The sequence below is a fragment of the Streptomyces sp. PKU-EA00015 genome, from assembly GCF_013387495.1.
In the GTDB taxonomy this organism is placed as follows: Bacteria; Actinomycetota; Actinomycetes; order Streptomycetales; family Streptomycetaceae; genus Streptomyces.
Window position 1 is genome coordinate 60,994 of the sequence record NZ_JABZEE010000042.1, and the last position, 23,810, is coordinate 84,803.

Here is a 23,810-nt window from a genome sequence, read left to right on the forward strand (position 1 = left end):
GCCGCGCATGCACGAGCCCCCACCCTCTGACCAGACGACGAGGAACCCCCACCCCATCGCAAGCCCAGAAAGCAAAGCATGACATGAAAACATCGTCAATTAGCTGACATGTTCGGCGCACAGCCTATCGTTACGGTTGGTATCGGCAGGCGCTGGGCAACACGGACGCCCTCGTGATCTCGCTCCGCTCCGGTCTCGACTCCATGGTGGACGACCCGCGTCTGCTGGACCGCGGGGGCATCACGACGGTGGACGCCTTCGCCGGCCGTGTCGTGACCGAGCCGCCGGGTGCGGTGGCCCGACGGCCGCTTGTACGTCTCGTGGACGGGGCAGCCGAGTCCGTTCCTCGTGGAGGCGGGCGTGTCGGTTGAATTGACGCGCTCAGGGGCGCCGGGGTCGCGAGCGACGCCAGGCCGGCCCGGCTCAGGCCCCGTACAGGAAGCTGTCGTACGGCGCGTTGTCGACCACCTCGTAGAGGCCGAACGCGCCGGGGAAGAGCACAAGCGCGAGCACGCCGAGACGGAAGAGTGCCGGGCCCATGACCGTGACGGCTTCCGTCTGGCCGGTGATGGTGCGCCAGTCGCGCCACCGTCTGACGTCGCCCCCGCAGACGGCCCAGAAGAAGCCGCCGAACACGATGCACACCCCGGAGCCGACCATCGAGAACCCCGCCACAACGGCCAGGAACGTCTCGCGGTCGTGGTGGTCGGCGACGAACAGTGACACGACGGCCAGCAGGACCACGGCGGCGATCCCTTGCACGGCTCCGCGTACGACAACGTCCTTGAAGCGCAGTCGCGGCAGTCGTACGCCGTCCTCGTCGGTCGTCGGTGCGGGAGCGGGCTCCGGTCCGGGCCGCAGGGTGCGCGTCATGCGGGCACGCTACCCGGCGCGTTCGCAGGGCGATGCGGGGGCCCTGGTCGCGTACGTCTTCACTGTCGTCCCAGGGGGGAGCCCTGTGTCGGACCCTCCGGTTGGAGTCGTTCCCAGGTCGCCCGCTGCTTCGCGGGCAGACCGCCTCTGGTGGGGAGGTGCCCCGTTGTCCTGTCGCCTCGGCCACCGCAATACTCCCCCTGCCCACGGCCGCCTGCGGTGGTGTGGTTACGGCCGCGGTGAAGTCCGACTCCGGCGGCGATGCCCATACAGCAGTGATCGCCCATCCTGGTGACCGATTACGGAACTGAATTCCGCCCGGACCTCGTCATGGCCGCAAACGGCGCAGAACTCCCTGGCTTTGAAGTGCCATGATGTGCTCGGCCGCCCGCAGTGGTGCATCTCCCCCACGTATCAACACCCCCGCCTCCATATTCCTCTTCGCAGCCGACTCGGTGAGATTGGCGCTACTGAGGAACAGCACACGGCGGTCGGCGACCGCGAGCTTTGCATGCTGGCGCGACCGCTCACGCGAAGCCGGATCGCGCGCCCAGTGCCACAGGCGCACCCCATCGACGGATGCGAACGCCTTGGCTGGTTCGTCTCCGGCGAGCAACCCGGCCGCCCCCGCCAAGGTCTCCACGATCACGTGCACGACGACACCGCGGGCAGTCGCCTCTGTCAGCGCACGGGTCAGCGTTGGATAGGGACGGGCCGCATAGGTCATGGCGAGTAGTTCGTGACGTGACTCGTGTATCACCTCGGCCAGTACCTGCGCTGTTGCCCGAACGGGCACCGCAGGTGTGGCCGGCCCACTCCACACAGTACGTACCTGCACCGCATCCCGTGTATGCAGCGTCGCTGCGACGTAGCCGCGCAAATAGGCGGCGGCTTCCTCAGGACGAACACCGTCGGCCGCCACAGCCTTGTAGAGCTGCTCAACTGCCTCACGGAAGCCGGGAGTCGACAGTTCGGTCAGTGCCCGTTCGCGGCTGTGCCCGATCGCCAGCAGGCCGGCGAGGTCCTTCGTGCGGGAGGGGCCGAGGACCGCGACCACCGTTTCGGCCGCGGCCTCGAACCGTCGCCTGCTCATGGCAGCAGACCTACTGGAGTGAGCACTTGTTCCTTGGTGCCAGTGATAGGCACCAGAAACCGACGGTCGAGGAAGCGATTGCCCCGTTCGCACGTCGTCTCTGAGACGAACAGGCAGATGTGACAAGCAGCTCCGTGCAGATAGTCGGCCGGGTCGTGCGGCAGTCGCTCGGAGCACAGCGGGTCGGCCGAGCAGTGGGAGGCGTCGCCGAGGGCGCGGCGGACGATACGGCCGAGATCCCGCTCCTCCGCCAGTGAGACGAGGCCGCCGAGGGTTCCTTCGGAGTCGGGCACCGCGGTGTAGATGAGAATGCCGCTCTTCGGGTTCTCGTCGTTGCCCGCGTAGATCCGTTCGGCGAGTGACGCGGAGCTGTAGCCGCATTCGAGGGCGATGGTCCGGATCAGCAGGTGGGACAGCGTGTGCAGGGCGATGTAGCGTGCGCCGGGCCACCCGTGCAGGGGATCGAAGTCGCTCGTCTTCCGGTCCGACTTGCGGTTGGTGCGGAATCGGGCGAACGCCTCCTGATGGGCCGCCATCTCCGGCGACTTCTCCATCCTCATGGTCCAGTCGGCCATCAGGTCGTCACGTACACGCAGGAAGATGCCCTCGCCTCGTACCTCGCTGGCCGGCACCCAGTTCTGGGTGCCGCGGGAGAGGTCGACGCGGGTCGCGATCTCCGGCGACTCGGGGTCGGGAGCGTCGAGGCGGGTGAAACCGATCAGCGCCCGTGCCTCACGGAGTCGTTCGACCTGCCTGACGTCGGAGAAGAGTTCGCCGAGCGGCGCCGGTACGGTGACCGGGCGGAGCGTGAAGTCGTCGCTGGGCGGCGGGACCGGTCCCGAGAGCGCGTCCCATTCGGGTCCGAACAGCCAGTCCTGGACGTCGGGTGCGGACGGGGCAGGGCCGTCGGCCCCGGCCTTGCGGGCCGCGACGGCGGCCACCACGGCGTCCGCGTCGAAGTCTTTGAGGTAGCCGAACGCGGGAATGGCGGCAAGGAACGTGAGGTTCTCGCGGGATTCGATGCCCTTCAGCTCCGGCCAGTGGTCGTCCAGCAGTTTGTCGATGTCCCCGCTCTGACCCTTGGGCAGCGCGAGTGCGCTGAGGGTCAGCGGGAACCACTGGTTGGACGCGCCGGCGACCATCAGGACTGCGTCTTTGTCGCAACCGCGGGCCTCGAAGATACCGAGGTGGGGGTGCCGTCCCCGGCAGCTCGGCAGGTTGCGCCGGCCCCGGTCGCCCATCGCCTCACGGATGTTGCGCTTCGTGCCGCACGCGACGCATTCGATGGTGACGTTGGCCGCCTGATTGCCTCCGTGGTCCTTCATCCGCAGCTTGGGGCGGGGCGTCTTGCCACAGGTCTGGCCGTGATGGACGTAGGACGTGTACGGGAATTCGTCGAGGTGTCCGTCGGTGCAGACGAGAGTGAAGCGGGCCGCGACCGCGAGGGGCTTGCCGCGCTTGCAGTCGTGGACGAACTTGGCCTCGTGCGGCGTGCGAGGGTTGAGGTTGACGTAGGCGAATTCGCCCGAGTCCACGGCGGCGAGAACGTTGCACGCCGTGCACCGCAGCCACTGGGGGAACGGCGTCACGGGCACGCCGATCCCTTGCGCCGCCCAGCCCTTGGGGTCTGAGTCCGCGCCCTCCAGCCATGGGGCGGCCCGCAACTGCTCGATCTCGCCTCGGCCGTACCTCTGAAGGGTCCGGTTGACGGCGGCCCTCAGCCGCGGTTCGTCGATGTCGTAGTCCGTGACACCGGAGTAGCTCCAGGAGTCGATCCCCCGGACGAGCACCGAGAAGTTGGGCAGGTCGACGAGTGAGCCGATGCCGGCGGTGTACATGAGGTGGCTTGGGCGGACGGCGCCGACCCTGCGGTTGGTGTGGGCGCTCATCGCTGTCCCTTCCCGGCTCCGCCGGCGGCCGTTCCGTACTCGTCGCTGTCGACGGTGGCCGCGGCGTCCGGATCGGTGTCCGTGTCCGAGGCGCCGAAGTTCCAGTCGGGGCCGCTGCCCGCGGGCTCGTCGAGGAATGCTCCGCCGCCCGGCAGGAGCAGGTTGATCTCGTTCTCGGTCTCGCGCATGGACATACCGACGGTCAGATCGGTCCACTGCGAGCCGTCGGCACGGCGCAGGAGACCGCTGACGACGGTGTTCTTGCGCTTCTCCTTGCGGTATCCGAGGGCGGCGCTGCTTTCGTCGCGCTTGCGGCGCCACTCGTCCTTGAGCCGGTCCAGGCGTTCGCCGAGGTACTGACGGGCACGCTCCCGGCCCACCCGTTCTGCCCGTTCGAGGAGTCGCCGTTCCACCTCCGCCGCTAGTGGGCCGTCCAGATCGACGTCGTGGGCGTCGAGGTTCCGCGAGGTGTCGTACGCGGCATGGCGCAGCGCTGCGACATAGGTGGCGGCGACGCCGCGGTCGAGGGCTCGGCGGGTGAAGGGGGTGACCGACAGCGCTTCGACTTGCCGGTAGAAGGTGGCGTGGTAGTGCTCGAAGTCCTCGTAGTGGGCGAGGTCGCGCGGCCGCGCCCAGTTGTAGAGGGTGACGACGAGGCCGGGTCGCTTCGCGTCCCGGCCGACGCGGGACGACGCCTGGATGTACTCGGCGGTGTTCTTGGGCTGCCCCACGACGAGCATGAGTCCGAAGCGGGAGACGTCGACGCCGACCTGGAGCATGGAGGTGGCGAGAACGACGTCGACGGCCTGGCGCATGAAGGGGGTCATCGAAGCGCGGGGCTCGCGCTTCTCCTTGTGGGCCGCCGCGTACTCGCGGAGAAACGCGTGCCGCCTCGCGGATGTGTCACGCTCGGGATCGAAACCGGTCTCCAGGCGCTTGAGTGCCGCGCCGATGTCCGAGGAGGAGATGCGGGACGTCAGTTCCTGGATGCTGAGCATCCCGGTCCTGCTGATGATGCGGTCGGACAGGGTGTCCTGTCCCTTGCGGCTGCCGTTGGAACGGACGCGGGTGGTGATGTCGTCGTCCATGTAGCGGCGCATGCCCGCGAGTTCGCGGGTCGCGTTGAAGTAGCCGACGAGCGTCATGTACGGGTCAGCGGGCTTGCCGTAGTCGTCGAAGAGCTGCTGGCCGGCGAGCAGGAGGATCTCCGCCACCCGGATCTCGGCGGCCTTGAGGCGGGTGCCGTGGGCGCAGACGCCAAGGTATCGGCGGCCCGGGTTCTCGCGGCTGAGTTCGACCTGCCGGGAGAAGAACGTGTCGCCGACGTCGAGCACCTGCGGCGGGAAGACGGCGACCTTGCGGCCGAAGACGCCGAGGACCTGGTCCGCGGCGCGCTTGGTGGTGGCCGTCGAGGCGACGATCTTCGGCCCGGCCTCGTGGCGGCGTCCGTCGGCGTCGCGCACCCCCCATGTGCACAGCTGGTCGATGGCGGACTCGAAGAGACCGACCGTGGTGCCGAGCGCGCCGGAGATCAAATGCAGCTCGTCCTGGATGATCAGGTCCGGCGGGCGCAGCCGGGTGACGGGCTGCGCGGTGACGCCGGGCAGTGGGCCCTTGGCGTGATGGCGGCTGCCGCAGCCGGTCTTGGCGTCCAGGTCGTCGTGGCGGTAGCCGTGGCGCGGGCAGAGCTCGGTGACCCGGCCGAACAGCAGGCCCGCGTACCCGTTCCACGGAAGCTGGGCGAACTTGTCGACGGTGGCGATCAGCAGCGAGGGGGCGAGGCGGTAGATCTCCTCGTCGACGGTGAGGACGGGAATGCCTTCGCCCGGGGCGTCGAGCCGCGAGAAGGGGCACCGGTCCTCCCCCTCGCCCCGTGGGCAGTACAGCACGACACGGCGGCGGCCTTCGTCGTACTCCATGTGGTTGCGGGCGGTCAGGCCGGTGCCGCACCAGGGGCAGGTGAGGACCTGGAGCACGCGGGCGTGTTTGTCGCTGGCGTTCTCCTTGGCGTCCGCGATCTGTTCCTTCGCCTCGTCGAACCAGTTCGGCGAGACGGAGGTGCCCACCCACAGTCCGATGCGGAACGGCGTGGCGCCCCAGCGCACGTCCCGCGCGAACTCCTCACGGCGCAGCACTTCGCAGGCGCTGACCAGTGCCGCGGCGCGCTGGAACTGCTGGGCGGTCAGCAGGCGCAGGGTGTAGCGCATGAGGACGCCGACACCCGCCTCGCCGCTGCGCGCGTCCGTGCCCGAGCCGATGGTGCCCTGAAGTCGGCGCAGCGCGAAGGTGTAAGCGGCGAGGCCGAGGTAGGCCTCCGTTTTGCCACCGCCGGTAGGGAAGAACAGCAGGTCGACGAGTGCCTCGCGGCCGGTGCCGCGGTGCGGGTGCCCCGGGTAGGTGAGGGAGGCGAGGTTGAGGAGCACGAAGGCGAGCTGGAAGGGCCGCCAGCTGGCGGCCTCCTTCCCCTTGGCGCGGACCGCGTCGTACGCCTCCCGGTACGACTCCCGCTCGTCCTCCCGGCCGGCGCGGGCGGCGGCGATGGCGGTGTTGCGACGCTGGAGGGCCATGGCCCGGTTGGCGAACCGGAAGGCTTCGAGAGCGTTGTTGTCGGCGACGAGTGTGTCGATGCCGAGGGTGATGCGGTCGCAGATCTCGACGGCCTGGTCGATGGCGACGAGCGCCGACTCCCTCAGATCGTCCGGGAGTGACTGTGCGCTGCGACGCTGCCGTTCGAGCCAGATCCCGTAGCCGTCGGCGAGGGGGGCGAGCGCGGTGCTGAGTTCGTCACGTCGGGCGGGCACGGCGAGGGCCGCGAGCTCGTCCATGCCCAACTCGAGTCCCCCCAGCAGGTCCTGCTCCCCGACGCTGGGTGCGGTGGTGGCGCGGACGTCGTACTCGGGGAGCCAGGTTGTGGTGAGCCGGTGGGCGTTGCGCTCCCCTTCGCGCACCTCGGCGTGCACGGCGACGTTGCGTCCCTTCGCGTGACTGAGGCTGTCCCGGTACAGGAGCCGCAGACGACGGTCTTCGGCGTCCTCCGGAGCGTTTCCCCGGTTCGCCTGGTCGAGGGGGTCGTCGACGGGGAAGAAGACGGCTGCCTGGTCGTCGGGGAAGGCAGTGACCTCGAGACTGGTCTGGAAGAGCCAGTGGGCGTCTCGCGCATCCCTGCTGTCGTCCTGCCGGTTCACCAGGGTGAGCTCGACGATGCGGAGGTCCTCGCCCGCCCGGCCGACATGACGCCGCACCTGCACGTCGAGAACGACGGCGTCCTCCTCGAGGGGGACGGTCCGGTCGGCGGCGCCGGTGACGTCGATGTCCTTCAGGTGCTCGACGGGCTCGCGCAACCAGACCCGACGGGTGGTGCCCCGGTCGGTGGCTTCCTCCGACTGCCTGTAGCGGCCCCACCTCGCGGTAACGCTGAGAGTGCCGACGGATGCCGGAACGGTGAACGACATGCCCATGGTCGAGGCCCAGATGTGGCCGGCCGCCTGCGGTGTGAGCCGGTCCTGCTGCTCGTTGTCGTCGCGTTCGGTCTCGTCCCCCGAGTCGCCGTCCGCGCTCTGCGCCGCGGCCAACGCAATCCTGTCCGCCGTCACCGCGCCGGGCCGAGGGCCCAGCATGCCGACGAGATACCGGTCCCGGGGACCGGAAGAGGCAGTGGAGAGCGTCTCGCTCTCACCGTCCCACGGTCCGAGAAGGTCGCGCCGGATGTACGTGACGAGTCCGTCGCGCACCGCGTAGGAGTCTCCGGCCTTGAACGTCTGTGGGACTTCGTCGAGCGGATGCGGGACGGCGGCCTGGTCGGGCTGGGCCGGCATGCGGTGGGTCCTTTCGGACGACGGAACCGGGGCGCGGAAGCAGTGGGCCTACAACCGCAGGAGCAATATAGACCGTTGACTCAGTTCACACAAGGAAAGGAGGGACTCTCGTCGTCCGGCGCCCGGACTCTCTACTCTGGTCCTGACCACCGTCGACCGCGCGACCCGAGGACGCCCATGCCCCGACTCGCCCTTTCCGACGACTTCGTCGCGGATCTGATCTCCCTGCAGAGACCTGTGCAGAAGGAGGTCAACGACGCGATTCAGATGTTCCGGAGCATGACCGTCCCCCAACTTCATGCCAGCAAGGGAATACATCTGGAGAAGCTCGAGCGGGCGCGCGACCCCCGCATCCGCACCATACGCGTCACCAAGTTCTACCGGGGCGTACTTCTGGCACCTGACGACGGCAGCGACCTGTTCACGCTGCTGCGGGTAGCGCCGCACGACGACGCGATCAGCTGGGCGGTGAAGCGCGCCTACTCCGTCAACGGCGCCACCGGCGCCCTGGAGGTGCGCAACGTCGAGGCTCTCGAGCAGATGGAGACGTATTTCGAGACGAAGGCGGACACGACTCCCACCCGCCTCTTCGACAAGCACTCCGACACCGTGCTCCGCAATCTCGGCATCGACGATCAGGTGCTGCGCCTGGCGCGCGTCTGCGTCACCGCCGAGGACTTGGGCGTGATGACGCCTCCTATAATGCCGGCCGACCAGTACGAGGTGCTGGAGTACTTGGCCGACGGGTGGTCGGCGGACGATGTGTGGGAGCAGGTGATCGCACCACGCGGCCAGACGGTGCGCACCGCCGAGGAGCGTCCCGTCGTGACGCTGTCCGAGGCGATCCTCAACACCCCGAACCGGATCGTCGAGGTCACCGGCCCCGGCGAGTTGGAGCGCATCCTCGCCGAGGACCTCATGCGCTGGCGCATCTTCCTGCACCCGGCCCAGCGGCGGTACGCCTACCACCCGGGCTTCAACGGCTCCGCACAGGTCACCGGTGGCCCCGGCACCGGCAAGACGGTGGTCGCCCTGCACCGGGTGCGTCATCTCCTGCGCACCGGCCGCGACGGCGAGCGCATACTGCTGACCACCTTCACCAACGCCATGGGGGCGGCGCTGCGCGACAGCCTGTCCCTGCTCCTCGGTGATGCGGACGCCCATCTGCTGGAGCGGGTGGACGTCACGACGGTGGACTCGCTCGCGGCCCGTGTCGTACGCGAGTCCCGTGGCCGGATGCACAAGCCGCTGTCGGCGGCGGCCGAGCGCAGCGCCTGGACGAGGGCCACGGCCCGAGAGGACCTGCCGTGGACCGAACAGTTCCTGGCCCAGGAGTACCGCAACGTCGTCCTGGCTCAGGGGCTGCGGACGCCGGAGGAGTATCTGCGCTGTGTACGGCGCGGGCGCGGCACACAGGTGGGCCGGGTGCAGCGAGCGCGGCTGTGGCGGGTGATGGAGCGGTTCACGGCGGACCTGGCTTCGCGTGACTCGGCGACGTACACGCAGTTGTGCGACCAGGCGGCGGAGCTGCTGCGGGCGAGTGGCCCGCGCTACCGGCATGTGGTCGTCGACGAGGCGCAGGACCTGCACCCGGCCCAGTGGCGGGTGCTCCGGGCCTGTGCGGCACCGCAGTCGGACGACATCTTCCTCGTCGGTGACCCTCATCAGCGCATCTACGACTCGCGGGTCTCGCTGCGCTCTCTCGGTGTCCATGTCCGGGGGCGAACGTCGCGGTTGCGGATCAACTACCGCAGCACGGACGAGATTCTGCGCTGGTCGGCCTCGCTGCTGGACGGCCGCCCGGTCGGCCGCCTCGGCGAGGACGACGATGACGACGGCGGCCGGGACTCGCTGCGGGGCTACCGCTCCGAGCTCCACGGCCGTGTCCCGTCGGCGCGGGGGTACGGCAGCCAGGACGAGGAACTCCGGGCGCTGGTGGTGCAGATCAGGGTCTGGATCGACCAGGACGGTGTCAAGCCCTCCGAGGTCGCGGTGTGCGCGCGTTTCAACACGCTGGTCGACGCGGTGATCGTCCGACTGCGCAGGGAGGGCATCGCCGCGGTCGCGGTCAAGGACGATCCCGGCCCCGGGGTCTCGGGCGTGCGAGTGGGCACGATGCACGCCATGAAGGGGCTGGAGTTCCGCTGCGTGGCCGTCGTCGGCGTGACGTCCAGTGTGCTGCCGTTCGCCCACCAGGTGACGCCTGCCGAGGTGGACCCGCTCCAGCACGAGCAGGATCTGCTGGCCGAGCACTGCCTGCTGTTCGTGGCGTGCACCCGGGCCCGCGACGCGCTGGCCGTCTCGTGGAGCGGGCAGCGCAGTCCGATGCTGGACCCGGTGGCCGACTGAGACCTTCTACCGGCCGTCGCCCGGGGCGCGGCGGCCGGTACGGGTCGGCCTCTCAGGCCCGGATCTCACGGACCACCACCTTGTGCGCTTTGTCCGCGGAGGCGTTGTACGACACCTCACGCCCTGCTCGCTGCCACATCAGGGCATGCCCGAGCGGCGACGACGGTGAAACGATGTCCGCGCCGTCGGTGGGCAGTTCGGCGACCGTGTAAAGCGTCTCCTCGTCCAATTGGCCGTCGAACTCGAGCACCAGCAGGGCGCCGGGTACGACCGTTTGCGGCGCTCCGGAGCCGTCGACGGCGACCGTGTCGAGGAATCCTCGCAGGAACGCCAGCCGCTTGGTACGGCGATCACGCTGATCGGCCTGTGTCTTGCGCAGGAACACCAGGTTGGCGGCGTCGATGCCGTCCGGTGTCTCGTCGGGCGCATCGATGGCTGCCTGCAGTTGTTGCATCTCCCCCAGCAGGCGCCGGAAGGCAGCAGCCGGAATCGACTGGATGGGGAAGCGCCCGGCCGCAGGGCGGGGCTCGGACGGCCGCTCTCCGGTGCCGACGGAGGACGCCTGTCGCACGGTCGGCGCCTTCGGGGGCCGGGCAGCCTGCCGATGCGCGGGTAGCTGCGCGGTGGGCGTCCGATCGGCCGGCACCGGACCCGCCGCTGCCGGTTCGGCGGGGAACAGGGCTGCAGCGGGCTCGCCCGAGACCGGAGGCACCGGGGTCCGGTCCACCGGTTCGGCCGAGGCGGACTCTCCTGCGGGCCGCAGTGAGCCGGGCTGCTCGCCCGTGGACCGCTGGGTCTCGGAGTGCTCGTTCGGCCCGGCTACGGCGACCCCGAACTCCTTGTCCGGCCCGGCAGTTTCGGTAAAGCGGTAGGTGTCCTCCGGTCCACTTGCGCCTGCCCACTGCCGGTCGGTCGCGACCTCCTCGGCCGCCTCTTCCTCGTCGTCCTCCTTGACCGGCTCGATGCCCAGCCGCTCCAGCTCCGCCCACAGCGGCGTGAGCGCCTGATCACGGTCCAGGTGGAAGCGGCTGCCGCGGATGCGGACGAACGTCCAGTCGACGCGCTCCAGATCCCGCTGACGGGCAGCGGCCGTGGACGCGTCGTCGCCTTCGGCGAACGCGTCGCCGTCGCATGCCACGGCGAGGCGCCGCGTACCGCCCTCGACGACCAGGTCGATCGCGTGCCGGCCGACCCGATAGCCGGGCCGCACCCGGTAGCCGCGTGCCGTCAGTTCCAGGTAGACCTTCTGCTGGAAGAGGCTGTCGAAGGCCTCGTGCCGCACGTCCGGCAGCACTGCTCCCTCGACAGCAAGGGTCTCCTCCTCCGCGGGGCGGGTCAGGTGGTCGAGCCACTGCCGGCGCAGGTCGTTCTCGTGGAACTGTTCGGTGCGGGCGCTGTGGAACACCCACAGCTGGTCCTGGGCGCGGGAGGCGGCAACGTTGAGGCGCTGTTCGTACGTCTTGCCGTTGAAACCGCCCGGCACCGTCCCGGCGGCGGTGGTGGGTGAGTTGACGCATGAGACGAACATGACGTGGCGCTCGTCGCCCTGGAAGTCCTCCGCATCACCGACGCGGATGCGCCGTGCCTCACGCTGCTCGTAGTCGAGGCGCTCTGCCAGCAGGTTCTCCAGCTCCGCCAGGTGCGCCTTGCTGCCACGCAGGCTGATCACCCCCATGGTCCTGCCGTCGTAGGCGGGGTCTTCGCAGCAGCGCACCACCTCGGCGACGAGTGCCTCTGCCTCCGCGACGTTGGCCAAGCGGGAGTTGGCACCCAGGGCCTCGCCGTTCTCCACGTACACGGTGCGCACCGGCGGCAGGCGGTCGGCGCCGTACTGACGCAGGGGCTGCAGACGGCGGTTGTAACAGAGTTCGTTGGAGAACGAGATGATCTCCGGCATGCACCGGAAGTGCTCCTTGAGCATGAGCGTGCCGCGGCCCGCGGACAGCGCCTCTGTCAGGTCGAAGAAGCTGGAGTCGGGCCCGAAGAGGCTGCGGACGTCCGCCTCGAGTCCGGTGAGGAGCCGGTCGCGGAGGTGGAAGTACTCGTCCTGCTTGAGGCCGACGTTGGAGGGGCTGACCTGCTTGCTGTCGCCGACGACGACCATGCGGTCGGCGAGCCAGCTCAGCAGCATGGCCTCCAGTCCGGACTGGCTGGCCTCGTCGACGATGACGACGTCGAACATGCCGGGCCGGTCCATGGGGACCGTTTCCGCCACTTGGTGCAGCGGCATGATCCAGGCGGGTACGGCCGTCTGTGCCTTGCTCAGCGCGGCCTGGGCGTCACGCCGGTAGCGGTGCTGGTACTTGCCTTTGATGCGGCGTGCAGCCTGCTGGTAGGCGCTCAGCGCACGGGACTGGTCGCCGGTGAGCAGTCCGAGGCAGCGGTGCCAGGCGCGTGCGGCGGCGAGTCTGGCGAGCATGATGCGCGCCTCGTCGTCGGCCTCGGTGAGCTTGCGGCGCAGGGTGCGCTCGGCCTCCGGGTCGGTGAGCCGCTCCATGCGCTCACGCCAGGCGGACCAGGCCCATGCGGCGGTCAGCGCGGGGAGCCGTTCGTCCCACACGCGGTCCCCGGGGTTCTCGGTGATCCTTTCGGCGAGCGAGGGGAACGCTTCATGTACCCGGGCGAGAGCCTGATGGTGCTCGGCTCGCAGCCGGGCCGCCTCCCGGACCTCGGCGATCTCCTGACTGAACTCGCGGTAGCCTTCGCTGTTCCGTTGGCGGACCGCGTCGAGTGCTCGTGCCACCGCGGGCGAGACTTCCGGCCGGTCGCTCCAGGTGCGCAGCAACTCCTCCGTGTCGGTGATGACCCGGCGCGACTGCTCCGCGGCGCGCAGGGTGGTCGCCGCGCGCAGCAGAGCACGGACGGCGCTCTCGACTGCCGCGTCGTGCCAGACGGCGGACGTGAGCTGTGCGGAGGTGGCGGCGGCCGTCAGCACGTCGGTCCGTGCGGCACCGACGGCGAGGACCGCTTCGAGTGCCTCCGCCTCCTGCCGCAGTCGGGCGAGGCGCGGACCGTGCCCCAGCCAGGGCGCGGCAGGAGTGCCCCACTCCGACTCGACCTGCGCAAGGCGCAGTTCGAGCTGTACGCGGGCGAGGACGACGGCCGCAGTGTCCGTGTCCTCGGGTGCACGGCCGTCGACGCGTACGGCCTCGACGAAAGGCCCGACGGTCTTGGCGAGCTTGGAGCGGATGCCGAGCGGTCCGCGCAGCTTCTGGCCCTCGCGGAGCCCGTCGTGCAGGGCCGTCGCCTGACCAAGGGCGGTGGCCGGGTCGTACTGCTCGATGCCGCTGACCATGGCGTTGCGCAGCGTCGCGAGTGAGCCGTCGACGGCGGCAAGGGCCTCGTTCACCGCGGCGTGTCTGCTGCGGGCCTGCCAGTCCTGGCCGGCGGCCACCTCGCGCAACAGTGCGACAGCCCACTCGCCGGACGCTGCGACGAGCGAGGCGGCACGGCCGCGGGCGGCGGCATAGGCGTCGAGGCTTGTCGACAGCCGCTGCTGTTCGGCCTCGGAGAGTCCGCGCACTGAGGCGTCGTACTCCTGGCTCAACGGGTCCTGCCGCACCGCCGTGTGCGCCTCCTCGGCGGAGCGCACGATCTCGACGGCCTCCTCGAACGCGCCGGGCCCCGGCAGCTCGGACGGCCCGGGCACCTCGGCGGCGAGCGCCCGGTGGTGCGGAGTGAAGGCGCGGGTGGTGCGCAGCAGCCGCAGGGCGTCCTCGGTGCTCAGCGCAGGCTGCTCCTGCGGCACCGGCCCGAGCCAGTCGTGAGCATGGGCCTCTGCGGTGAGCCGTTCGGCGATGTCCTGGAGGCTTCCGCTGTAGTCGCCGATCTCCGCCTCGAACCGGTGCGTCTCCTGCTCACGCAGCAGGGCGAGGTCTCTGAGCATGGCCTGCTGCGCGGACCGGGCGGCGCTCAGCCGTGCCTGCAGACTGCGGATCGCGCGCTCGGACGCCTGCGGGTCATAGCCCGAGTACTCGCTGAGGATCTTCTGGACCGATGCTTCCAGTTCACGCTGCGCCGCGGTGCCGTCCTCGGTACGGCTGACGCACAGGTCACGCACGGACTCGGGCAGCTTGTCCCGCAGCACGCGCAGGGCACGGGGCGTGTGGCTGGTGATGAGGACGCGCTTGCCCTGGGCGAGCAGGTCGGTGACCAGGTTGGCAATGGTGTGCGTCTTGCCGGTGCCGGGCGGCCCCTGGACGACGACCAGCCGGTTGGAACGCAGGCGCTCGGCGATGGTGCGCTGTTCCTCGTTGGCGGGGAGGGCGAAGTACATCTCGCCCGCAGCGGGCTCCATGTCGCCGTCCTCGGCCTCCGCCAGGTCGGCGGCGGTCAGCGCACCGTCCCGGCCCGCGATGTAGCCGAGCAGTTCGGTGGGGGGTGTGCCCGCCTCGATCTGGCGGGCGATTGCTCTGAGGGCGTCGAGGGTGGAGCGCCGGTTGCGCTCGCGCAGCACGAGCGCCGGGGTGAAGCCGACGTGCGGCACGTCCAGGCTGCGCGGCTTGGCACGCTCAATGTCCGGCACGTAACCGCCCGCGCTGTGCGCCGCGTTGACCCAGCTGCGCAGGGCGGTGTGCAGGGCGTCGAGGTGTTCGGGGTCGGTGGCGTCGGACGCGTTCTCCAGAACCGCGACGATCTCCTCGCGCACCGGTCCGGGCACATGCTGGACGGCTTCCAGCATGCCTTCCTCGAGTTCCATGCCGACGCCGGTCGGGTCCGGGGCGGCGGTGAGCATGCCGGTGGAGGGATCGAGCTGGATGGTGGCCCGGTGGGTGACGAGGTGGCGTTCGACGCGCTGTCCGGCGGTGGTCTGCCAGGTCAGCCGGCCGAAGCCGAGGACGAGTTCGTAGGCCTCGCCGAGGTTGGCGGCGTCCTCGTGCATCTTGTGGAGCCGGTCGTACAGCCGCACGAGCGGGTCGATGGAGCGCCGGCGCTCGGCCCATGCGAGCCACTCCTGCTCCCAGGCCGCGTACAGCTTCTCGATCTTCTCGCGCTTCGGGTGCTCGTCGAGTTCGTGGTACGTCTTCTCCAGCGGAATACCCGCCGACCAGTCGGGGAATTCAGGCTCGATCCGGCGCCGCAGGTGCGGGGCGCGGGCCTGCTTGAAGTCACGGATACGGGTCTCGTCCACCCAGGGCGCCAGCAGCGGCTTCCGCTGCGGCGCGTCCTGACGCTCGGGGCGGGCGACGGTGAGCCACGCCGGGTCGTCGGTCGCGAGCGCCCCGTCAAGCATGACGGCGACACCGGGTCCGGCGGGGAGTTCCTCGAACCACACGGTCCCGGCAGCCCCGTCCAGGGTGCGCACGGGGCGCGTCCTCGACGCCTCGGCCTCGGCGAGGAAGCGGAAGATCTGGCGGACACGCGCGGCGTCGGTGTCGCCCGCCTGCGTGTCGCGAGGCGGGGCCACGGGAGCGGTGTACGCCGGAGCGAGCAGGTAGTCGGCGTCGGCGGGGTCCGGCTCGGGGTCCGTGAACAGGAACCGCTGCTCGTCACCGAACAACACGGCCTGGTCCGGCACGGCCGCGGCACGGGGGACGCCGGGCACGGCCGGCGCGGTCCTGGCGTCCGGCACGCGAGCATCGGCGGGCGCGGCAGCCTTGGCGTTGGTGAACGTGACACTCTCTCGTTCGTGCCCGCTCCTGAACCGCACCTCGATGTCCATGTCGCCGGCGGTGCCTGCTGGGATGCTGTACGCCCAGGTGGCCGACAGCCGCCGTCCTGTGCGCAGCGTCCCGTCGAGTTCGCCGTCGAGCACGTCGCTCTGGTAGTCCTGCACTTGGCGGCCCGTCTTGCCGTACGGCCCGCAGCGGACCAGCAGACCGATGCCGTCGACGTCGATGGGCTGCCCCGTGCCGTTGCTCAGGAACAACGTGCACCGGATCACGTCGTCGCCCGGCCGGACACCGTAGGAGTCGTCGGGGTCCACCAGCTCGTACGGCACGATGTCGTCGACGCGGACGTGCAGCCCGTCGTCGTAGTGATGAACGGAGCCGATCGGCAGGATGCCGTCGCTCAGCACGTTCTCGCCCTGGCTCACACGCCACTCCACTGCTACTGAGGGCCAAGAAGCTGGCCTGCTTGTGATCGCGCCCCGGCCACCCGGAGCATCAGTGCAGCAGGCGCCCCCGACACCGCCCCACCCCATGTGAACTCAGCACACGCCATGGAGCGTACCAGGAGCCCCGTGCTGCGGAACCCTCTCGTCAACACGCCGGATCGGCGCCGCGCCGACGGCCCTGACGGCCGCACAGTTCGCATAGCAGACGCTGCCGTCATCGCCCGAGCCGTTTCCTTCGCGGCCCGGCTCCTCCCGTCCGCCACGGCGCTTCCGGCGCGCGATCGGAGGCTTTGGGCACGTTCAGGCGCGCACCGCCAAAGACCCAGAGCCACAGGGCCCGCGAGACAGCCACACCCGACCTTGGCCCCCTTGCCACCGTCAGCGTCATTCCCAGCGGTCTTCTTCACGTTTCGGCCGGCACCGGCGGCCATCGACCCTCCCTTGACGCACGCGAGGGCGCACTCAGCGAGGGGGCCGACCCAAGAGACGTGTAAACCGTAGCAGATATTCATTGACTCAGTTCACAACTATCATGCACGCTGTCTCCACACGGCCTGCCCTTCAGGCCTCCGCCTCGAGGACGAAAGACGGAACAAGGCCCATGCACATGGAAGTTCTCGACGTCACACCCGAGTTGGCCACCACGTGGCTCACGCGCAACACCAACAATCGACCACTGAGCAAGAACACCGTTCAGCAACTGGCCGCCCAGATCCTGCGCGGCGAGTGGCAACTCACGCACCAAGGAATCGCGTTCGACGAGGACGACGTACTCATCGACGGACAGCATCGCCTGGCCGCCATCGTCAAGGCAGGCGTCGCGGTGCCGTTGACAGTCACACACGGCGTGCCGCGTATGGCCTTCACGGTCATGGACACAGGTCGCAAGCGCACCGGCCGCGACGCCCTCGCACTCGCCGGCGAGGCCAACGCCACACACCTGGCAGCGGCCCTGCGCGGCCTGCACCTCTACCTGCACTCGCCCGACTCCTCCTGGAGCGGCGGGTCGTCGGTGACCAGCAACGACCAGCTTCTGACCTTGCTGGAGAAACACCGGGGCCTCCGTGACGCCCTCCACCACGGCATCGCCCTCAACCGCGGCTGCCGTATCACCGTCACAGCGGCCACGATCGGCTGGTACGTGACGTCGGGGGAACGCCCCGACGTGGACCAGTCGGCGTGGCAGGACGGCGTGGTCACGGGCGCATGGCTGGAGCCGGGCGACCCCCGCCTGACCCTGCGCAACACCATGCTGAGCCTCGCCGCCGGCAAGACCCACCGTCGCCGCGACGACTCACGCGAGCACCTGCTCTACTACCTCAAGTCCTGGAACGCCTGGCTCGAGGGCCGCAGCATGAAGCTCCTGCGCCGCTCACCGAACGAGAGGATGCCGCAGATCTCCCATCAGCCCGCGGCTGCGAAGTTCGACGTCGCCTGATACACGACGAAACCGGAGAATCGGTGGCGAGCGGCACGCGGCATTGACAGGGTTCACATATTGGTCGGCCCACGGGTCGGCAGGCCGACGCGGAAAGGATGCGCATGCGCGCGCAGGAGATCACCTTCCTCAAGCTCATCCAGGGCGAGAAGCAGTTCCAAGTGCCGCTCTACCAACGGACTTACAGCTGGGGCAGGGAGCAGTTGCAACGCCTGTGGGAGGACGTGTGCGAACTTGTCGACCAGCACCTCTCCGGCGAGCTTTCCGCACCTCATTTCCTGGGCTCTGTCGTGCTCGCACCAGGACAGCTGCAGGCCGGTGGCGTCCAGAAGTGGCTCGTCGTCGACGGTCAACAGCGTCTGACCACGCTGATGCTGGCGTTCGCCGCGCTCCGTGACCATCTCAGGGAACAGGGCGACGAGCTGGGCACGGACCGGGTGCACCGGCAGATCCTCGTCAACGAGTTCCATCAGAAGAACCTCGACCACTACCGACTGCTGCCGACCCAGGCCGACCGGGAGGCATACACGGCCTGCGTCGAATCGACCCCGCAGGCAAGCGGAAGCGGCAACATCGGCTCGGCGTACAGGTTTTTCCGTGGCGTGCTCTCAGAGGCCCAGGAGACGAGCCAGTCCGAACAGTGGATTGAGACAGTCGAAACCGTCCTCAAGGACCTGCTCTCCATCGTGGAGATCACCGCCGAGTCCGGCGACAACGTCTACCGAATCTTCGAGTCGATCAACAACACCGGTGTCGGTCTCAGTCAGAGCGACCTGCTGCGCAACTACGTGTTCATGCTCCTGCCCACGCGGGGCGAGCTGGTGTACCGGCAGCTGTGGCTCCCCATGCAGCAGAGTCTTGGCCCCAGGAACCTCGAACACCTGGTCTGGCTGGACCTGATCGTACGAGGTCACCACAAGACGAAGCAGAGTGAGATCTATCGCGAGCAGCAGAAGCGGCTCCAGCCGCTCGCCGGCGACGAGGAGGCCCTGCAGGGCCAGATCGCACAGCTCGCCGAGCGGGGACAGCGCTTCCTGCGCATTCTCGAGCCCCACCGCGAGCCCTCCGCGGCTCTGCGGGCAGCGCTGGAGCGACTGGCCGCCTGGGGCGGCCAGACCCACCACCCCTTGGCGCTGCACTTGTTGGACCTGGTCGACGCGGGCCGCACCACCGCGGAGGACGCGGCGGAGGCTCTGGGCCATGTCGAGTCGTATCTGGTGAGGCGCTTGATCTGCCAGACTCCCACCACCGGCCTCAACCGGATCTTCATGGAGGCCCCGAAGGAGCTGGAGACGGACCGCACGGCCGCCGAAGCCGTCCAGCGGTTCCTGTCGGGCCGGCGGCGCCGCTGGCCGAGTGACGAGGAACTGCACTCCGCGATCCGCAGCAAGCCGTTCTACTGGAGCGGCCGTCCGCCGCAACGGAGTTTCATCCTGCGCCGTCTGGAGGAGAGCTACCGCCCTACGGAGCCGGTCGACTTCGAAAGGGCGTCGCTCAGCGTGGAGCACGTACTCCCCCAACGGCCCGCCCAGGCGTGGTTCGATCTGCTGGCCGACGAGACCGAGGACGGCCAGTCTCCGCAGGAGCTCCATGACCTGCTGGTGCACACGCTCGGCAACCTGACCCTGACCGGTGACAATTCGAAGCTCTCCAACCACCCATTCCAGCGCAAGCAGGAGATCCTCGAGTCCAGCGCCCTGCGGATGAACCTGGAGATCGCCTCCTCCGAGCGCTGGGGCAGAGCCGAGATCATGGACCGCGCGGACCGGCTGTCGGAGCGTGCCAAGGCTCTGTGGCCGGGTCCGGTGGGTGGCGTGAAGCCGGCCGCGAGCGAGGAGTGGCCGGGATGGGCGGAGTTGCGGACCGCGCTGGTCGCCATGCCGAGCGGGACCTGGACGACATACGGCGACGTCGCCGAACTGATCGGCAGCCACCCGGTGTCGGTCGGCGCCTATCTCGCCTCCAACCCCTCGGTCATCGGCGCCCATCGCGTCCTCACTGCGGACGGCAAGATCTCGGCCTCCTTCCGATGGCCGGAGGGCAGCGACCGTCGGCCTCCGCAGGAGCTGCTGGAGCGCGAAGGAGTCCGCTTCGACCCTTCGAGCCGCGCTCACCGGTCGCAGCGCCTGACGGCCGCCGAGCTGGCCACGTTGCTGGGCAAGGACGTCGCTCAGGCCACCGCCCACGATCCGCTCCCGGACGACGAGAACGCCGAGGCCGCCGCACGGTTCCGCGGCCAGTTGCAGGAGCACAGTCCTCAGGCGGCGTCGGGGGTCCTGGCGCTGCTGGACTTCTGGCGCGGGCAGGGCGGCTACCTCAACTACGGGCGGCATGAGGAGACGAGCTGCTTCCCGATGCTGGACGCCGACACGAGCCACCGGCCCCACCTGCTGTGGCCGTTCGCGATCTACCCGGTCAGCGGGACTGTCGAAGTCGTCTTCCAGTACCTCAAGGACCGCGCGCCGTTCGACGCCACCGAGCAGCGCCTGGAGTTCCTGCACCGCCTCAACAAGATCGACGGGATCGACCTGCCTGAGTCGAAGCTGGAGCTGCGCCCGTCGTTCCCGCTCAGCGTGTTCACCGAGCACGGTGACGCCGTCTGCGAGGTCCTGGACTGGTTCGTCCACGCGGCAGCGCTGGATCTGGCGCGGAGGGCGTGAGGCCGAGATGGCGGAACTTCCTTCCGACCTCATTGTTCCGCAACGCGACGACATCCTCGGCCAAGCGATCCCGTTCGACAGGGAGCGCTGGCTGAGCCATCTGCCCGACGCCGGCTGGTGGCCCGACGAGCTCGACGCATGCCCGCGCGTCGGCCGATGGCACCGGGTGGACCGCCGCACCGTATTCCACGTGGCCGACCGGGCCCGGACGGCGGTGGGCCGCAGACAGCTGCTGGTCGCCTCCTTGGTCTGGGGCACGGGTACCAAGGCCCGGTCGGTGGATCGGCGGGCACGAATCTTCAGGGAGTCCACGGCGGTAGAGATCGACACTCGGCTCGCCAGTGGGCTCGGCCTACTGCAACGGAGAGGAGCTGCTCCCGCCTACTACACTTTGAACAACGACCACCACATCCCTCGGCTAGGGGCGGCGTTCTTCACCAAGGTGCTGTATTTCGCCGGCCACGATCAGCCGGTCGGTCGGTGGCGGCCACTGATCCTGGACAGCGTCGTAGCACGCGCGCTGCGGGCCGCGGATCGCGGCACCCGGTGGCCTGTGCGGGGCTGGACAACTCCGCAATACACCCGGTACCTGTCCCTCACCCACGACCACGCACGGCAGGCGGGAGTCCTGCCGGACCAGGTCGAGGCCGCGCTGTTCGACTACGGCAAGCGGCTGACGTGACTTCCGGCCGTGCGTCCCTCGTCCCGGCGATCGGTCGGGACAAGTAGTCCGGTCTCCGACGTCCACGTCATCGAGAGGGCGCGTCGTACGCGACGGGTCGCATCGATGCCCAGCACCTTCCTCTCGGGCACCAAGGCGTCGAGGACCTCGCGCGCCGACGTGCGAAATGCGTCCATTCCGTCGGCCAGGACAAGTGCAGGTCACGGGCGGCTGGATGACAGTGGAGCCCCGGCCGAGCTCAGTTGTCCGGCTGATCGTCGGAGTCGGACCGGGTGGACGTCGGCAGAGCATCCTCGTCCCGGAGCAGTTCGATTACGCCGATCGCGTCGTCGTCCTGCACGAGGTCGGCGTCCTCGTCGTTCAAGTCACCGGTCAGGTCACCGTCCGACTTCTCGATCAAGAAGCGTTCCCGATACGCGTCGCGCGCCGAAACGGCAATTCGATCGATGAGCATGTAGCTCAGCCCTGCACCGACAGCCATGCCGGCGATGGGCACGAACTGCCCGAGCTTCTTCTTCGGCAGTTGCTGCGCGAACTTCGCCGCGAAGGACTGGGCGATCTTGGTAAGAACCTTCTCGTTCAACTTGGCCCAAGGAGCGTTCCTCGCCAGCAACTGGGTGAGTTGCGACAGTTCGGCGTACGCGGCCGTCTTCGCCGATGTGCCTGTGGACATTCCGAGAGCAATCACGGACATCACGAAGAGTTCCTCTTCTGGATCACTTGGGTCGTAGCCGTACTGAAGAGCCGTGGCGGCGACCGTTCGCGTAGCAAGGGCAAGCATGAGTGCAGTGTCGGCTGCCATCGCCCCGGCTACGGTTCCGATTCCGGGTGCGGCACCCGCACCCGCGCCGGCGATTGTTCCGGCGCCGGCGAGCACCTCTCCGCCTGTCACGGCTGCTGCAGATCCAAGGCCAGTTGCCGCTGCAGAAAGCGCATGGCCGTACCGAACCAAGTTACGTTTCGCGACCTCATCGACGACCCGCAAGTCGAGCTCATGTATCTCGTTCAATCCGGCGATCTCGTGTCCGGCACGTCGATACTGCTCAACGACACGCTTCTTGCTCACTGTCCGGCTTGCGGTGTCTCCCACAGCCTTGCCGAGACCCCTCGCGGCTCCCTTGTAGGCGGCTGCCACTTTGTCGGCACCCGGGGTGCTCATCGCCTTCTGGCCGAGCGAAGCGAGTCGGTTCCGGGCCTGCTGCGGTAGGAGGTTCCTCGCCTGCTTGTTGAGGGAATCCGCCTTTCGCTTCTGGAGTCGGTCCCACTCCCGTTGTTCGTAAGCAGAGAGAGTCATGTCGCCGCCTCAGTAGTCAGAGTGTTTGGAAGCAGCCCCGCATGATCGCGGCCATGAGCCTGCGCCGCAGGACGAGGAACTCCGTGTGGCTGCCCGCCGCGACGTCAGCCAGTCTTGCCGGGTCAGTGCGTCGAGTGGTGTAACTCCCGGACAGGTACCGCTAGTCAGCACTGGTGAGCCTCCCAGGGAGGAACAGCATGAAGCAGAGTACGCGTTTCGACGAGGTCCATGGAGGGCATCGCCCGTAAGGACGTCGAGACCTCACGCGACTGGCCCGACACCGCTGGACCGTCGATAGATGTGCCAACCCGTCGTGGCACCAGTGGCTGTGTCCCACCGACGACGGACTGCCGTACGCACGGCTACCGTCCGCCCGGCGCCGCCGGTCTCATACGGCGTGCCGCTCGGCCCACGTCGCAAGTCCGACCATGCCGCCCTGTTCCGCCTCTGCAAGGCCTTCGCGGGCGCGATCTATCACGTTGGCAAGGGCGTCCAACTCGTCAGCCGTGAGCATCATGACCACCATCGAGTCCTCGTATGTCTCCTCGTCCTCGTAATGCGTGGTCAGCACCGCGCGGTTTCCGAGATCGGGATCGTTGAAGAGGCTCACCACAGCGGTGGCGCCGAGCTCCGCCTCGACTGTGCCGAGCTGGATTCTGAACATGAAGGTCGGTTCTCCACTCCGAAGCAGGCGGGAAACAGTTCTCTCCATCGTGTTCGATGGCGGTGTCGTACCTGAAGGCAAGGGATTCGTCGGACCCCGCTGGACAGAGCTCGGGCTCCGAGAACCCAGCGGATCCGTGTCGCGTCCGGGCCTCAGCCGGTGTCAGCAGTTCTCGCCGAACTTGACGGCCTCGATCGTCACCGGCTGCCCGTCGAGCTTCGCGCCGGCAGCCGGGTCGGTCGAGCAGACCTGCCAGTTCGACTCGACGAGCACCATGCGGTCCTGACCGGACAAGTCCTGCACGGTGATGCTCGTGGAGCTGTCGAGCGCCTGGTGAGCGACCTTGACCGCCTTGCCGACGAAGTCGGGCATGGTGGACCCGGCCTTCTCAGGTTCGCCCTGGTCTCCGCCCGCCGGGCACGCCTCCTCCAGCTTCACCGTGCCGAAGTCGACCTTCGTGTCCGTCGAGTGCGTGCCCGCCGCCGGCGTCTGGGAGCAGACCTTCCAGCCGCGGTCAAGGATCTGATTGCGGCCTCGCCCGAGCGCGTCGTGCGACGTGAGGTGGTAGAAGCCGGCGGCCTGCGCCTCGTCCTGGGCGCTCTGCAACCCCTTGCCGACCATGTCCGGCAGCGCGGCGGCGGAGGGCTCCTGAGTCGGCGTGGCCGCGCTGGTGGCGGGCGCCTTGGCGGCCGGTGTCGCCGAAGCGGTGGGCTTGGAGTCCGCGCCGGTGTCCGTTGCCGGGTCGCAGGCAGTGAGCCCGGCGAGCAGGAGCGCGGCGGCTGCGGTGATAGCGGTGGTGTGGGTGATGCGCATCGTGAACCCCAGGGGACGTTTGCAGCGGAGAGTCGGCCGTCGTACGGGCCGCGACCGACGCCGAAGGTGGACCCGGCAAGGTCGCCCCCCGGCCGGTGACTGGACGGTCTCGGCGGCCTCCGGCCACAGTATGCCGTCCGTGCACTAAGTTCACAAGCTTCAACAGAAAGTTGCGTGTGTAT

13 protein-coding genes are annotated in these 23,810 nt (G+C 69.0%); 5 read left to right on the forward strand and 8 right to left on the reverse strand.

Annotated elements, in window-relative coordinates; all coding sequences use genetic code 11:
- Positions 1 to 173: 173 nt before the first annotated feature.
- Positions 174 to 371 carry a hypothetical protein gene (locus HW130_RS24710; RefSeq protein ID WP_177151884.1) on the forward strand — a complete coding sequence of 66 codons (198 nt, stop codon included), beginning with the start codon at positions 174 to 176 and terminating at the stop codon, positions 369 to 371.
- Positions 372 to 423: 52 nt separating this feature from the next.
- Here the strand turns inward: HW130_RS24710 and HW130_RS24715 are convergent, their stop codons facing one another.
- From HW130_RS24715 to drmA, 4 genes are all read right to left on the reverse strand, one after another.
- Positions 424 to 873: a DUF6336 family protein gene (locus tag HW130_RS24715; protein WP_256356310.1), complete on the reverse strand. Its 450-nt coding sequence runs from the start codon at positions 871 to 873 to the stop codon at positions 424 to 426.
- Between the two features lie 328 nt (positions 874 to 1,201).
- Positions 1,202 to 1,966, reverse strand: a complete 765-nt coding sequence (drmC, locus tag HW130_RS24720) for a DISARM system phospholipase D-like protein DrmC (RefSeq protein WP_177151885.1) — start codon at positions 1,964 to 1,966, stop codon at positions 1,202 to 1,204.
- A complete protein-coding gene (gene drmB, locus HW130_RS24725) occupies positions 1,963 to 3,855 on the reverse strand; it encodes a DUF1998 domain-containing protein (RefSeq protein ID WP_177151886.1) in 1,893 nt (630 codons plus the stop codon). Before drmB ends, drmC begins: the two co-directional genes overlap by 4 nt.
- Complete coding sequence (drmA, locus tag HW130_RS24730) at positions 3,852 to 7,670, reverse strand: DISARM system helicase DrmA (protein ID WP_177151887.1); 3,819 nt, start codon at positions 7,668 to 7,670, stop codon at positions 3,852 to 3,854. Before drmA ends, drmB begins: the two co-directional genes overlap by 4 nt.
- 177 nt (positions 7,671 to 7,847) lie before the next feature.
- On the opposite strand from drmA, the gene HW130_RS24735 reads away from it, so the two are divergent.
- Positions 7,848 to 10,019: a DEAD/DEAH box helicase gene (locus tag HW130_RS24735; protein WP_177151888.1), complete on the forward strand. Its 2,172-nt coding sequence runs from the start codon at positions 7,848 to 7,850 to the stop codon at positions 10,017 to 10,019.
- Between the two features lie 52 nt (positions 10,020 to 10,071).
- Here the strand turns inward: HW130_RS24735 and HW130_RS24740 are convergent, their stop codons facing one another.
- Positions 10,072 to 16,056: an AAA domain-containing protein gene (locus HW130_RS24740; RefSeq protein ID WP_177151889.1), complete on the reverse strand. Its 5,985-nt coding sequence runs from the start codon at positions 16,054 to 16,056 to the stop codon at positions 10,072 to 10,074.
- A gap of 622 nt (positions 16,057 to 16,678) precedes the next feature.
- On the opposite strand from HW130_RS24740, the gene HW130_RS24745 reads away from it, so the two are divergent.
- The 3 genes from HW130_RS24745 (at position 16,679) to HW130_RS24755 (ending at position 20,857) form a co-directional block, all read left to right on the forward strand.
- Positions 16,679 to 17,515, forward strand: coding sequence for a hypothetical protein (locus tag HW130_RS24745; RefSeq protein WP_177151890.1), 837 nt, complete (start codon positions 16,679 to 16,681; stop codon positions 17,513 to 17,515).
- 104 nt (positions 17,516 to 17,619) lie between these two features.
- Positions 17,620 to 20,175 carry a DUF262 domain-containing protein gene (locus HW130_RS24750; protein WP_177151891.1) on the forward strand — a complete coding sequence of 852 codons (2,556 nt, stop codon included), beginning with the start codon at positions 17,620 to 17,622 and terminating at the stop codon, positions 20,173 to 20,175.
- A gap of 7 nt (positions 20,176 to 20,182) precedes the next feature.
- Positions 20,183 to 20,857 (forward strand): hypothetical protein, encoded by a 675-nt coding sequence (locus HW130_RS24755; protein WP_177151892.1) that lies wholly within the window; start codon positions 20,183 to 20,185, stop codon positions 20,855 to 20,857.
- 238 nt (positions 20,858 to 21,095) lie between these two features.
- On the opposite strand, the gene HW130_RS24760 is transcribed toward HW130_RS24755, so the two are convergent.
- From HW130_RS24760 to HW130_RS24770, 3 genes are all read right to left on the reverse strand, one after another.
- Positions 21,096 to 22,151: an EcsC family protein gene (locus HW130_RS24760; RefSeq protein ID WP_177151893.1), complete on the reverse strand. Its 1,056-nt coding sequence runs from the start codon at positions 22,149 to 22,151 to the stop codon at positions 21,096 to 21,098.
- Between the two features lie 388 nt (positions 22,152 to 22,539).
- Positions 22,540 to 22,815 (reverse strand): hypothetical protein, encoded by a 276-nt coding sequence (locus HW130_RS24765; protein ID WP_177151894.1) that lies wholly within the window; start codon positions 22,813 to 22,815, stop codon positions 22,540 to 22,542.
- Between the two features lie 162 nt (positions 22,816 to 22,977).
- On the reverse strand, positions 22,978 to 23,628 hold the full coding sequence (locus HW130_RS24770) for a PASTA domain-containing protein (protein WP_256356311.1): 651 nt from the start codon (positions 23,626 to 23,628) through the stop codon (positions 22,978 to 22,980).
- Positions 23,629 to 23,810: the final 182 nt, after the last annotated feature.

Excerpts from the sequence above, each read along its gene's own strand:
- HW130_RS24770 (WP_256356311.1), bottom strand. The coding sequence starts at position 23,628 with ATGCGCATCACCCACACCACCGCTATCACCGCAGCCGCCGCGCTCCTG.
- HW130_RS24760 (WP_177151893.1), bottom strand. The coding sequence starts at position 22,151 with ATGACTCTCTCTGCTTACGAACAACGGGAGTGGGACCGACTCCAGAAG.
- drmC (WP_177151885.1), bottom strand. The coding sequence starts at position 1,966 with ATGAGCAGGCGACGGTTCGAGGCCGCGGCCGAAACGGTGGTCGCGGTC.
- drmB (WP_177151886.1), bottom strand. The coding sequence starts at position 3,855 with ATGAGCGCCCACACCAACCGCAGGGTCGGCGCCGTCCGCCCAAGCCAC.
- HW130_RS24745 (WP_177151890.1), top strand. The coding sequence starts at position 16,679 with ATGCACATGGAAGTTCTCGACGTCACACCCGAGTTGGCCACCACGTGG.
- HW130_RS24765 (WP_177151894.1), bottom strand. The coding sequence starts at position 22,815 with ATGTTCAGAATCCAGCTCGGCACAGTCGAGGCGGAGCTCGGCGCCACC.
- HW130_RS24715 (WP_256356310.1), bottom strand. The coding sequence starts at position 873 with ATGACGCGCACCCTGCGGCCCGGACCGGAGCCCGCTCCCGCACCGACG.
- HW130_RS24755 (WP_177151892.1), top strand. The coding sequence starts at position 20,183 with ATGGCGGAACTTCCTTCCGACCTCATTGTTCCGCAACGCGACGACATC.
- HW130_RS24750 (WP_177151891.1), top strand. The coding sequence starts at position 17,620 with ATGCGCGCGCAGGAGATCACCTTCCTCAAGCTCATCCAGGGCGAGAAG.
- HW130_RS24735 (WP_177151888.1), top strand. The coding sequence starts at position 7,848 with ATGCCCCGACTCGCCCTTTCCGACGACTTCGTCGCGGATCTGATCTCC.
- drmA (WP_177151887.1), bottom strand. The coding sequence starts at position 7,670 with ATGCCGGCCCAGCCCGACCAGGCCGCCGTCCCGCATCCGCTCGACGAA.